This window comes from Streptomyces sp. NBC_01477 (genome assembly GCF_036227245.1).
Classification (GTDB): Bacteria; Actinomycetota; Actinomycetes; order Streptomycetales; family Streptomycetaceae; genus Actinacidiphila.
Genome location: NZ_CP109445.1, coordinates 5,709,570 through 5,721,972, shown reverse-complemented (window position 1 = coordinate 5,721,972; position 12,403 = coordinate 5,709,570). Strand labels below are relative to the sequence as shown.

Annotated in this window: 9 protein-coding genes; 3 read left to right on the top strand and 6 right to left on the bottom strand. The window is 72.8% G+C overall.

The genetic code is table 11. The features are described from left to right. Positions 1 to 27: 27 nt before the first annotated feature. Positions 28 to 1,686: a urocanate hydratase gene (gene hutU / locus OHA86_RS24335; RefSeq protein ID WP_329178470.1), complete on the bottom strand. Its 1,659-nt coding sequence runs from the start codon at positions 1,684 to 1,686 to the stop codon at positions 28 to 30. A 128-nt stretch (positions 1,687 to 1,814) separates the two neighbouring features. Between hutU and OHA86_RS24330 the strand changes: the two genes are divergently transcribed. Next, positions 1,815 to 3,134, top strand: coding sequence for a diaminopimelate decarboxylase (locus tag OHA86_RS24330; protein ID WP_443072014.1), 1,320 nt, complete (start codon positions 1,815 to 1,817; stop codon positions 3,132 to 3,134). 18 nt (positions 3,135 to 3,152) lie between these two features. On the opposite strand, the gene OHA86_RS24325 is transcribed toward OHA86_RS24330, so the two are convergent. The 4 genes from OHA86_RS24325 to OHA86_RS24310 form a co-directional block, all read right to left on the bottom strand. Continuing rightward, positions 3,153 to 3,698, bottom strand: a complete 546-nt coding sequence (locus tag OHA86_RS24325; protein ID WP_329178467.1) for a hypothetical protein — start codon at positions 3,696 to 3,698, stop codon at positions 3,153 to 3,155. 128 nt (positions 3,699 to 3,826) lie between these two features. Further along, the gene (locus tag OHA86_RS24320; RefSeq protein ID WP_329178465.1) at positions 3,827 to 4,693 is read right to left on the bottom strand and encodes a MurR/RpiR family transcriptional regulator; all 867 of its coding nucleotides are present in this window, start codon (positions 4,691 to 4,693) and stop codon (positions 3,827 to 3,829) included. Between the two features lie 220 nt (positions 4,694 to 4,913). Beyond that, on the bottom strand, positions 4,914 to 7,088 hold the full coding sequence (locus OHA86_RS24315; protein ID WP_329178463.1) for an MMPL family transporter: 2,175 nt from the start codon (positions 7,086 to 7,088) through the stop codon (positions 4,914 to 4,916). Between the two features lie 222 nt (positions 7,089 to 7,310). Further along, the gene (locus OHA86_RS24310; RefSeq protein WP_329178461.1) at positions 7,311 to 8,684 is read right to left on the bottom strand and encodes an AMP-binding protein; all 1,374 of its coding nucleotides are present in this window, start codon (positions 8,682 to 8,684) and stop codon (positions 7,311 to 7,313) included. Positions 8,685 to 8,774: 90 nt separating this feature from the next. Between OHA86_RS24310 and OHA86_RS24305 the strand changes: the two genes are divergently transcribed. Next, positions 8,775 to 9,185, top strand: a complete 411-nt coding sequence (locus OHA86_RS24305) for a hypothetical protein (RefSeq protein ID WP_329178459.1) — start codon at positions 8,775 to 8,777, stop codon at positions 9,183 to 9,185. Positions 9,186 to 9,641: 456 nt separating this feature from the next. Here the strand turns inward: OHA86_RS24305 and OHA86_RS24300 are convergent, their stop codons facing one another. Continuing rightward, the gene (locus OHA86_RS24300) at positions 9,642 to 11,030 is read right to left on the bottom strand and encodes a cystathionine beta-synthase (protein WP_329178457.1); all 1,389 of its coding nucleotides are present in this window, start codon (positions 11,028 to 11,030) and stop codon (positions 9,642 to 9,644) included. A gap of 150 nt (positions 11,031 to 11,180) precedes the next feature. On the opposite strand from OHA86_RS24300, the gene OHA86_RS24295 reads away from it, so the two are divergent. Further along, positions 11,181 to 12,254, top strand: a complete 1,074-nt coding sequence (locus tag OHA86_RS24295) for an SGNH/GDSL hydrolase family protein (protein ID WP_329178455.1) — start codon at positions 11,181 to 11,183, stop codon at positions 12,252 to 12,254. Positions 12,255 to 12,403: the final 149 nt, after the last annotated feature.

Sequence of the window (12,403 nt, the reverse complement as noted above, 5' to 3'; positions counted from 1 at the left end):
GGAAGCCGGCGCCCGCGGCGCCGGGCGTCACGAGGATTCCCGCATCGGGACCCGGACATCACGCTCGGCCGCGACCTCGCCGGCCCGGTCGTAGCCCGCGTCGACATGGCGGACGACGCCCATGCCCGGGTCGTTGGTGAGCACCCGGCGGATCTTCTCCGTCGCGAGCGGGGTGCCGTCGGCGACGGTGACCTGGCCCGCGTGGATGCTGCGGCCGATGCCGACGCCGCCGCCGTGGTGGATCGACACCCAGGACGCGCCGGAGGCGACGTTGACCATGGCATTGAGCAGCGGCCAGTCGGCGATGGCGTCGGAGCCGTCGAGCATGGCCTCGGTCTCGCGGTAGGGGGAGGCGACGGAGCCGCAGTCGAGGTGGTCGCGGCCGATCACGATCGGGGCCTTGAGGGTGCCGTCGGCGACCATCTCGTTGAAGCGCTCGCCCGCCCGGTCGCGTTCGCCGTAGCCGAGCCAGCAGATGCGGGCCGGCAGGCCCTGGAAGTGGACGCGTTCACCGGCCAGCTTGATCCAGCGGGCCAGCGACTCGTTCTCCGGGAAGAGGTCGAGGATGGCGCGGTCGGTGCGGTGGATGTCGCCTGGGTCGCCGGACAGCGCCGCCCAGCGGAAGGGGCCCCTGCCCTCGCAGAACAGCGGGCGGATGTAGGCGGGGACGAAGCCGGGGAAGGCGAAGGCCCGCTCGTAGCCCGCGAGTTGCGCCTCGCCGCGGATGGAGTTGCCGTAGTCGAAGACCTCGGCGCCCGCGTCCTGGAAGCCGACCATCGCCTCGACGTGCCGGGCCATCGACTCGCGGGCGCGCTGGGTGAATTCGGCGGGCTTGGCGGCGGCGTAGTCGGCCATGTCGGCGAGGTCGACGCCCAGCGGGAGGTACGCCAGCGGGTCGTGGGCCGACGTCTGGTCGGTGACGATGTCGATGGGCGCCTGGAGGGCCAGCAGTTGCGGCACCAGCTCCGCCGCATTGCCGAGGATTCCGATGGACAGCGGCCGGCGCGCGTCGCGGGCCTCGGTGGCAAGGCGCAGCGCGTGGTCGAGGGAGTCGGCGCGCACATCGAGGTAGCGGTGCTCGATCCTGCGGTCGATGGCGCGCGGGTCGGCGTCGACGCACATGGCCACGCCGCCGTTCATGGTGACGGCGAGCGGCTGGGCGCCGCCCATGCCGCCGAGTCCCGCGGTGAGGGTGATCGTCCCGGCGAGCGAGCCGCCGAACCGCTTGGCGGCGACCGCGGCGAAGGTCTCGTAGGTGCCCTGGAGGATGCCCTGGGTGCCGATGTAGATCCACGAACCCGCGGTCATCTGGCCGTACATCGTCAGGCCGAGTGCTTCGAGGCGGCGGAACTCCTCCCAGGTGGCCCAGTCGCCGACCAGGTTGGAGTTGGCGATCAGGACGCGGGGCGCCCACTCGTGGGTCTGCATGACGCCGACCGGGCGGCCGGACTGGACCAGCATCGTCTCGTCCTGCTTCAGGCCGCGCAGGGTGCGGACCATCGCGTCGAAGCTGTTCCAGTCGCGGGCGGCCTTGCCGGTGCCGCCGTAGACGACGAGCTTGTCGGGGTGCTCGGCCACCTCGGGGTCGAGGTTGTTCTGCAGCATGCGCAGGGCGGCTTCCTGCTGCCAGCCCAGAGCGCTCAGTTCCGTACCGCGCGGCGCGCGTACCGGCCTCGGTCCCGTCATCGGTGCGGCCTCCTCGTCATGGCAGTGAATATTCACATCCTGGCCAGCTGAATAGCCCTAGTCAACAAGCTCGCACCCGGGGCCGACGCGGTGGCGTCGCGCCCCGCCGGGATGGTGGGATGGCGTCCATGACGGACGAGGCGGCGGTACGCCGGGACGACGCGCTGCGGTCAGCGGTGGAAAACGGCCTGGTGAGCGAGGCGGAACCAGTCGTCGGACTGCTGGACACCGCCGGCATCCGGCAGGCGGCGACCTCCCTGCACGCGGCCTTCGCCACCCCCGGGGTGGCCGTCGAGCACACCTTCGCCGTGAAGGCCGCGTCCCTGGTGCCGGTCCTGGCGCTGCTCGGGCAGTACGGGCTCGGCGCCGAAGTGGCCAGCCCCGGCGAACTCGCCCTGGCCCGCGCCGCCGGCATCCCGCCGCGGCGCACCGTGCTCGACTCCCCCGCCAAGACCACCGCGGAACTGCGCGAGGCGCTGGCCCTCGGTATCGCCGTCAACGCCGACAATCCGCAGGAGATCGCCAGGATCGACGCCCTGCTGGCCGCCGCGCCCTCCGCCTCCCCCATCGGGCTGCGGGTCAACCCGCAGGTCGGCGGCGGCAGCATCGACGCGATGAGCACCGCGACGGCCACCTCCAAATTCGGCGTGGCCCTGCGCGACCCGGGCGCCGAGGACTGGGTGCTGCGCACGTACACCGAACGCCCCTGGCTGAACCGCCTCCACACCCACACCGGCTCCCAGGGGGTGCCGCTGCCGCTGATGGCCGCCGGCGTCAGGGCCGCCTACGACCTGGCGGAACGGATCAACGCCGCCGCCGGCCGCCGGCAGGTCACCGTCCTGGACATCGGCGGCGGCCTGCCCGTCAACTTCGGCTCCGACGAGATCACGCCGACCTTCGGCGACTACGCCGACCTGCTGCGTACCGAGGTCCCCGGCCTCTTCGACGGGCGCTACGGCATCGTCACCGAATTCGGCCGCGCGCTGCTGGCCAAGCACGGCACCGTCCTGGCCCGGGTCGAGTACGCCAAGTCCGCCGGCGGCCGGGCCATAGCGGTCACCCACGCCGGCGCGCAGGTCGCCACCCGTACCGTCTTCGCGCCGGACTCCTGGCCGCTGCGGGTGCTCGCCCTCGACCCCGCGGGCCGCCGCAAGACCGGCGAGCCGGTAATCCAGGACGTGGCAGGACCCTGCTGCTTCGCCGGGGACCTGGTCGCCCGCGGCCGCGCCCTGCCCCGGCTGGACGCGGGCGACCATGTCGCGCTGCTGGACACCGGCGCCTACTACTTCTCGACGCACTTCGCCTACAACTCGCTGCCCCGGCCCGCCGTCTGGGCCTACACCGCCGGACCGGGCGCCGCGCCCGCCTTCTCGCCGGTCCGCCCGGCCCAGACCCTCGCCGACCTGCTCACCGAGAGCGGCGCGGACGTCCCCCCGCTCCAGCCGTAGCGCCGCCCGGGCAGCGGCTCAGCCCCGTCGGCGACGGGCGCCGCCGGGTGCGGCGTCCCCCGCGGCCGTGCCGGTGAGCTGGTAGGCGGCGGGGTCGCCGTCGGGGCGGACCCACAGCAGCGCGTCCCTGCCCCGTTCGATCCGCGCGAGCCGCAGCGACCTCGCGAACAGCCCGGCACCGAGGCCGCCGAGGAGCATCCCGCCCGCGCAGGGCAGGACGGCGGAGGAGGCCGCCGCCACGGCGAAGGCCGCGACGAGCCACCACCGGCGCCGCCGCGACCAGGCGCGGGCGGTGACCCTGCGGTCCTGGAGGAAGACCCCCTTCGCGGCCCTGGTCGCCGCCTCGGCGCGGGCGGTGTGCCGGCCGCCGCGTACGACGAACGCGGCCACCGCCGCGATGATGAAGAGCGCGGCACCGGCGAGTACGCCGATCCGCCGTCCGGTGGGACTGAAGGTCACCGCGGTTCCGGGCACCGCCGCGACGACACCCAGCCACCACAGCCAGGTCCCCGCCGTCCGTACCGTCACCGCCACCCGCGCCAATGTGTAGGCCCCGCGCACCACGTCGCGCCTCCTCCCCGCCGTGTCCACCGCACGGCATCGCCTGACAAGTGCTGGGGAGGTTACTTCGCGATTCTCAGATTTTCGTTAAGACGTATTCGTCCGGCCGCACCGCGGACGGCCGGCGCCCTTCACTCCGCGAAGACCCCGCGCGCCGCGGCCTGCGTGTCGAACTCCTCCAGCCGCGCCTGCGCGTCCGGAAGTTCGTCGCACATCGACTCCAGCAGCACCCGGCCGAGCAGCATCGGCGCGCACGCGGTGTCGAACGCCAGGCCCGTCCCGACGGCGGCCGGCAGCAGCACGTCGCTGTGCGCGGCGACCGGCGCGAACGCGCTGTCGGCCACGGTGACCACGGTCAGCCCCGCCTCCTGCGCGTGGGCCAGCGCGTCGACCACCTCCCGCGGGTGCCGGGGCAGCGCGAAGCAGAGCAGCGCGCCGGCCCCCGCGCGCGCCGCCGCGTCGATCCGGTCGGCGAGCATCGTGCCGCCCTCGTCCAGCAGCCGCACGTCCGGGTGGACCTTGGCCGCGAAATAGGCGAAGCCGCGGGCCTGCGCCCCGGCCGCCCGCAGCCCGAGCACCGGCAGCGGCACCGAGCCGGCGAGCAGCGCGCCGGCCCGGGCGACCGGCCCCGGGTCGGCGAGCAGCGCCGCGAGATGCCGCAGATTCTCGATCTCGGCGTGCACCGCCTGCTGGTACTCGTTGCCGCCCGCCCCGTCCGGCGCGGCGGACGACGGCACCTCGCGCAGGTGCTTGCGCAGCGCCGGATAGCCGTCGAAGCCGAGCGCCACCGCGAAGCGGGTCACGGACGGCTGGCTGACGCCCGCGAGTTCGGCCACCTCCACACTGGACAGGAAGGGCGCGTCGACGGCTCTGCGCACCAGGCAGTGCGCGATCCTGCGCTGCGTGGGTGTCAGCCGGTGCGCCTCGAAGAGCTTCAGCAGCCGGCTCGCGCCGCCGCCGGTCGCGGTCCCCTGCTCGGCCCCGGCCGCACTACCCATCGCCGTTCATCCCTGACCCCGTCCACCGGCACTTATTCACTCGCCCAAGACTCTGCATGACGGTATGCAGTTCGGGCAAGAGCCGCGACCATGCCGGGCAGCGCCCGCCCGGGAGTGCCGGTCACTGGCTGCTGTCTCAGCGTAACCGAAAGGGCCGGACAGGTGATCGACACCTGTCCGGCCCTGTGGACAACCCGGCTGCCGCCGGCGAAGCAGCAGCTCAGCGCCGCCGGGACTCGTCCAGCTCCGTATCGCGTGCGTCACCGGTGCCGCCCGCTGTCGCGGCCCCGGCCTCCAGCGGCTCGGCCCGGTCGGCGTGCCCCGGCCACCAGGCCGCGTGACCGATCAGCGCGGTGAGGCTCGGCGTGAAGAACATCGCCATCACGAAGGCCGCCACCACGATGCCGAAGGCGACCGCGAAGCCCATCTGGGTCAGGAAGGCGTTGCCCGACAGCATCAGCGTGGCGAAGGTCGCCGCGAGGATCAGGCCGGCCGCGCCGATCGTCGGACCCGCGTGCCGCAGCGCCATGCTGGCCGCCTCGCGCGGGTCGCGGCCTTCTCTGGCCTCTTCCCTGAGCCGCGCGATCATCAGGATGTTGTAGTCCGTGCCGATGGCGACCACGAACAGATACATGATGATCGGCAGCAGGAAGATCAACCCGTCGCCGCGGCCGAAGATCAGCACCGTCGCGCCGAGCGTCGCGCCGAAGCCGAGGCCGACCGACGCGATCAGGTACCAGGGCGCGACCACGCTGCGCAGCAGCAGGCCCAGGATGACCATGATGAGCACCGCGGCCACCGGGAAGACCGTGCGGTAGTCGTGGTTGACGGCCGCGTTGATGTCCTTGAAGACCGACGAGGAACCGCCGACGTAGGCCTCGGTGCCGGGCGGCGCGTTGTCGTGGGCGACGGTGCGGACGTCCCCGACCGCCTTGATGGCCTGGTCGCTCGCCGCCTCGTACTTGAGCGTCACGGTGAAGTTGGCCGTGGTCCCGGCCTTGTTCAGGTCGGTCTTCTGGTCGAAGGTGACGTCCGCGACCCCGTCGGCCCCGCGCAGCTTGTCGGCGTACGAGGTGAAGTCGGCCGGCAGCGGCTTGCCCGCGGTGCTGGTGAGGTAGACGTTGGTCGGCTCGGCGGCTCCGGCGGAGTACGCCGTCGACAGGGTGTCCTGGACGACCATCGACTCCTTGGTCTTCGGGATCGAGCCGGACGCCAGGTCGTAGGACGCCTTGTAGCCGAGGGTGCCGAGCGCGAGCAGCACCATCACCAGGCCGGAGACGATCGCCACCATTCCGGACCTGCGGCCGACCAGCTTGCCGATGGAGGCGAAGCGGGTGCCGGTGGGCTCCTGGTCCCACTTCTTGCCGGGCCAGAACAGGATGCGCGGCGGGATCAGCGAGCAGATCGCCGGGAAGAGCGTCAGCCCCGCCACCAAGGTGACGGCCACCAGGATGGCCAGGGCCGGGCCGAGCTGGGTGAGGAAGCCCAGAGTGGACAGCGCCAGCGCGCAGAAGGCGATGATGACCGCGCCGGCCGCCGAGGCGATGGCCTCGCCGACCCGGGTGACGCTGTTGATCATCGCTTCCTTGGGTTCGTCACCCGCCCGCAGCCGTTCCCGGTAGCGGAACATCAGGAAGAGGAAGTAGTCGGTGCCGACGCCCAGCACCACCACGATCAGCAGCGCCGAGATCGAGCTGTTGGCCTGCAGTCCGAAGACCTTGGTGGCGTCGGCGATCAGGGCGTTGGCGACCGTGAAGACCACACCGACGAGCAGGATCAGCGGCATGACGGCGATCAGTGGGGACCGGAAGATGATCGCCAGCGTGATGATGATGATCAGCAGCGAGCCGATCAGCGCCACCGCGTCGGAGGTCTTGCCCGCGTCCTGCTGGTCGAGGTTCTGTGCGGCCTGACCGCCGACCTGCACCTTGAGTGCGGTGCCCTTGGCCAGCGCCGTGGAGTCGTCACGCAGCGCCTTCGCCGCGTCGGCCTGCTTCGGCTGGCCTTGCGACTTCTTGTCCATTTGGACCAGCGCGGTGTCGAACTTGCCGTCCTTGGACGGCGTGCCGTCGGTCACCTTCTGGACCTGGTCGATCTTCTTCTGACCGAGTCCCTTGGTGATTTTGGCGATGTCGGCCTTGTCGGTCGCCGTCAGCTTGCCGTGGTCGGCCCGCTCGTACAGGACGATCGCGGACGGGCTGAAGGCCGAGGGGAAGGCCTTCTCCTGCAGGTCCATGGCCTTGATGGATTCATAGCTGCTGGGCAGGAAGCTGCTCTCGTCGCTGTTGGACGGCAGGCTCGGCGCCGTCGCGATGATCGCGACGGCCGCGATCACCCACGCGACGATGGTCCATATGGGATGGCGGACGACTGTGCGTCCAATGCGGTGGAACATGCGGTGCTGCCTCCATGGCAGGACGTATCACCGCCACCCGTCGGAGCGGGACCGGGGTATCGGCGACCCGGGCGGCCGGGGCGGGCCGCCCGGTTGGTGCGGGCATCATGTCTGAGGCTTGAGCTTACTTGCCGCCCGGCTAGGGGCAACCCCGGGGTCGGGTGTCCCACGCCACCGGGGCGACCCGTCCGAGCAGGCCTGTTGCCCTAAGCCCTACCCCGGTCAGGCCGGAGGCAGCAACCGCTTTTGGGGCTTGCCCATGGCATTGCGCGGCAGTTCGGCGAGGAAGCGGACCGTGCGCGGCCGTTTGTGCACCGACAGTCGCGACGCGACGAAGTCCGTCAGCTCGGCGGCGCTCACACCCTCGGCCACCACATAGGCGACGACTTCCTGCCCCAGGTCCGGATGCGGCGCCCCGACGACGGCCGCCTCCCGCACCGCCGGATGGTCGAGCAGGGCGTTCTCCACCTCTCCCGCGCCGATCCGGTAGCCGCCGGACTTGATCAGGTCGGTCGAGGCCCGGCCGACGATCCGGTGCGTGCCGTCCGCCCCGATCGCCGCGATGTCGCCGGTACGGAACCAGCCGTCCGCGGTGTACGACGCCGCCGTCGCTTCCGGCCGCCCCAGATAGCCGTCGAAGAGCGTGGGACCTTTCACCTGGAGTTCGCCGACACCGTCGACGGCGTCGGCGATCCGGGTGGCGATGCCGGGCAGCGCGGTGCCGACCGCGCCCGGCGTCCGCGCGCCCCCGGCCCGCGCGCTCACGGTGATCAGCGTCTCCGTCATGCCGTAGCGCTCCACCGGCGCCTGGCCGGTCAGCGCCCGCAGGTCGCGGAAGACGGGCGCGGGCAGCGGCGCGCTGCCCGACACCAGCAGCCGCGCGCCGGCCAGCGCCCTTGCCGCGGCCTCGTCGCGCGCCACCCGGTGCCACACCGTGGGCACCCCGAAGTAGAGGCTGCCGCCCGCCGCCGCGTACGCCTCCGGGGTGGGCCGGCCGGTGTGCACCAGCCGGCTGCCGGTGCGCAGGGCACCCAGGACGCCGAGCACCAGGCCGTGGACGTGGAACAGCGGCAGTCCGTGGACCAGGGTGTCCTCCGCGGTCCATTGCCACGCCTGGGCCAGTGCGTCGAGGTCTGCCGCGATGGCCGCGCGCGAGATCAGGACGCCCTTGGGCGGCCCGGTCGTCCCCGAGGTGTAGAGCACCAGGGCCGCGCCCCGGTAGGTGCGCCCGTCGGACGCGTCCGCGTGGCCGGGCGGCGGGACGGCGGACGCCGGGAAGTCCGCGCGCTCCGCAAAGTCCACCGGCACGACCTCGGCGCCGGAGTCCCGCAGGATGTGCTCGCTCTCCGCGGGACCCGCGTCCGGCGCGAGCGGCACCACGGGCACCCCGGCGAGCAGTCCGCCGACCACCGCCGCCACCGTCTCCAGGGACGCCGTGGCCCTGACCGCGAAGGCCTCGGCCCCCGCGACCCGCCGGGCGACCGCGCCGGCCGCTCCCAGCAGGTCCCCGTACGAGCAGTTCCGCCCGTCGACGGTCACCGCGTCCGCCCGGTCGGCGCCCCCGTGAAGGGCGGTCAGCAGCGGTACGTCGGCCATGGAATGGTCCTCCTCCGGACGGCTGGCCCCCGGGAAAACCGGGGGCTAACCCCAGTGTCGCCCACCTGCCGCGCTCTCTACCGTGAGCGTATGGACGCCCGCGACCCGGAACTCAGCAAAGAACTCTCCGCCACCTTGCAGGCCCGCAAGGATCTGGGAGCGGAGTACGAGTCGGAACTCATCGACTCGTTCATCGAGAAGGTGACAGAGCGCGTCGACAGGCGTGTCGAGGAGCGGGTGCGCCGCGAACTCGCGCAGCAGCAGACGTCGTTGGCCCGCGCCGACCGCCGCCCGATCGGCCCGCCGCAGCCCAGCGCGCGGTTCGCCCGCTACGGATTCGCCGGTTTCACGCTGATCCTGGCGATCCCGCTGTCGGCCATCGGGGTGGCGAACGCCGGCACCGCGGGGCTGTTCATCAGCTGGGCGGGCATCATCGGGGTGAATCTCGTCCAGGGACTGACCAACGTCCTCGCGTCGAGGCACCGCCAGGACGGCGACTGAGCGCCGGTTGCGGCGAAGCCGCCGCACATGGCCGCGGGGCCGCCGCCCGGCCGGGCGGCGGCCCCGCGTGCGCCGAGGTCGCGGACGCCGTGAGCGGACAGCGTTAATCGCGGGGACCGCCGCACCCCCGGAGCGAGTCCGGAGGGCGGGACGACGGCGGTCCCCGCGAGGGACGCGAGCCGGGTCAGGACCGGGCTGGCGCGTCCAGGTCACCATGGAGTCCGGGAGCCGCTCCGGAGGTCCTTGGCGCCGTTGGTGTGCCGTCCGGGCCGGTGGAGTACCTGCCCTTTCGACAACACCCAATCTGCCGGACGCGTGTTAAGTCCGTGCTGCGCGTACGTGTCGTGGGTGTACCAGTTCCGCGAATCTCCGCCGACCGGGCGGCGGGACCGCGGCGGCGCGGCTGCGGCGCCGCAAGGCGGCGGGCAGGGCCGCCGCGGCGGCCCGCCGGGCGGCTCAGACCCCGCCGTGCCCGGCCAGGAAGGCCAGCAGGTCCTGGCGGCTGACGACGCCGGACGGCTTGCCCGCGATCAGCACGATCGCCGCGTCCGCGGCTTCCAGCACGGTCATCAGGCCGGCGACCGGCTCGCCCGAGCCGACCTGGGGCAGCGGCGGGGACAGGTGCTTGTCCAGCGGGTCCTCCAGGGTGGCGCGCTTGGAGAACAGCGCGTCCAGCAGATCCCGCTCCACGACCGAGCCGATCACCTCGGCCGCCATCACGTCGGGGTGGCCGGCCCCCGGCCTGACCACGGGCATCTGCGAGACGCCGTATTCGCGCAGCACCTCGATCGCCTGGCCGACCGTCTCGTCCGGGTGCATGTGGACCAGCTGCGGCATGCCGCCCTCCTTGTGCGCGAGGACGTCGGCGACGCGCGCCTCGCCCTCGCTCTCGTCGAGGAAGCCGTGCGAGCTCATCCACACATCGCTGAAGATCTTCGACAGATAGCCGCGGCCGCTGTCCGGCAGCAGGACGACGATCACGTCGTCCGGGCCGAGCCGCTCGGCGACCTTGAGCGCCGCCACGACCGCCATCCCGCACGAGCCGCCGACCAGCAGGCCCTCCTCGCGGGCCAGCCGCCGGGTCATCTGGAAGGAGTCCTTGTCGGAGACGGCCAGGACCTCGTCGGCGAGGTCGGGGTCGTAGGCGCCCGGCCAGAAGTCCTCGCCGACGCCCTCGACCAGATACGGCCGCCCCGAACCGCCGCTGTAGACCGAGCCCTCGGGGTCGGCGCCGATGACCTGGACCCGGCCCTCGCTGATGTCCTTGAGGTAGCGGCCGGTCCCCGAGATGGTGCCGCCGGTGCCGACGCCCGCCACGAAGTGGGTGATCCGCCCGTCGGTCTGCTGCCACAGCTCGGGTCCCGTGGACTCGTAGTGCGACAGCGCGTTGTTGGGGTTGCTGTACTGGTCGGGCTTCCAGGCGTTCGGGGTCTCGCGCACCAGGCGGTCGGACACGTTGTAGTACGAGTCCGGGTGCTCCGGGTCGACGGCCGTCGGGCAGACGACCACCTCGGCGCCATAGGCCCGCAGGACGTTGATCTTGTCCGTCGAGACCTTGTCAGGACAGACGAAGATGCAGTGGTAGCCCTTGCGCTGGGCGACGATGGCCAGGCCCACACCGGTGTTGCCCGAGGTCGGCTCCACAATGGTGCCGCCGGGCTTCAGCTCGCCGCTGCGCTCCGCGGCCTCGATCATGCGCAGTGCGATGCGGTCCTTCACCGAACCGCCGGGGTTGAAGTATTCGACCTTGGCCAGGACGGTCGCCTGAATGCCCTCGGTCACACTGTTCAGCTTCACCAGCGGGGTGTTGCCGACGAGGCTGATCATCGAGTCGTGAAACTGCACCGTAGTGTCTCCGGGTTCTCCGTGATGGTGGGGTCAGCCTAGGTGCTGCGCGCGGACCGGAGCGAAACACCGACGCCGGCGTTGCCGGGGGTGTCGTTCTGGGCAAGCAGGATCTAGTACCGGCTAGTACACAGGAGGTGAGCGGGCTCGATGTCGAGGGCGAGGGTGGCACGGCGGATCGCGACCGCGGCGGCGTTCGGCGGTGGCGGGGTCAGCCTGCTGGGCGGGGCCGCGCTCGGTCTGGTGCTGGCGGAGGTCCGGCTGGCCAAGCGGGTGGTCGGCGGCTCGGGGGACGTACCGCCACGGGCGGACGGCCGGTACGGTTCCGCGTTCGCGCACCGCACCGGGGAGCCGCCGCTGCGGCTGGTCTTCCTCGGCGACTCCACGGCCGCGGGGCAGGGTGTGCACCGGGCCAGGGAGACGCCGGGCGCGCTGCTCGCCTCGGGCCTGGCGGCGGTCGCGGAAAGACCGGTGAAGCTGGTCAACGTCGCACAGCCGGGCGCCCAGTCCGACGATCTGCCCCGCCAGGTGGCGCTGGTCCTGGACCCGGCGGCGCCGCCGCCCGACGTGGCGGTGATCATGATCGGCGCCAACGACGTCACCCACCGCATGCCGCCGGCCACCTCGGTCCGGCTGCTGTCCGACGCGGTACGCCGGCTGCGCGCGGCCGGCGTGGAGGTGATCGTCGGCACCTGCCCCGACCTGGGCTCCGTCGAGCCGGTCTACCAGCCGCTGCGCTGGCTGGCCCGCCGGATGAGCCGCCAGCTGGCCGCCGCGCAGACCATCGCGGTGGTGGGGGTGGGGGGGCGCACCGTCTCGCTCGGCGACCTGCTGGGGCCGGAGTTCGAGGCCAGGCCGCGCGAGCTGTTCGGCCCGGACAATTTCCACCCCTCTGCCGAGGGCTACGCGACCGCCGCCATGGCCGTACTGCCGACGCTGTGTGCCGCGCTGGGCGTGTGGCCGCAGACCGACGAGCGGCCGGACGTCCGGCGCGGCGAGGGCTTCCTGCCGGTCGCCCAGGCGGCGGCCGAGGCCGCCGCGGAGGGCGGCACCGAGGTCACCGCGGCGCGGGACACGGCGTCGGGGCCGCGCGGGCGCTGGGTGCTGATCAAGCGGCGCAGGCGGCGGCTGCTGGCGCAGGAGCATCCCCAGCCGGACGCCGGGGACGCGGACGGGCCGCGGGGCGCCGCGGACGAGGAGGGCGCCGCGCACCGGTCGGCGTAGCTCCCGGCGGACGCGCGCCGGCCGGTACGGCTCCCGCCGCGGTGGGGTACGGGCGTAGCATCGCGGGTAAGCAAGCGCTCAGAAAGTAGTCCGCATCACAGCGGCCGGCCGGTGACTCGCTGCGATACGTACGGGTAACTTTCCAGAGA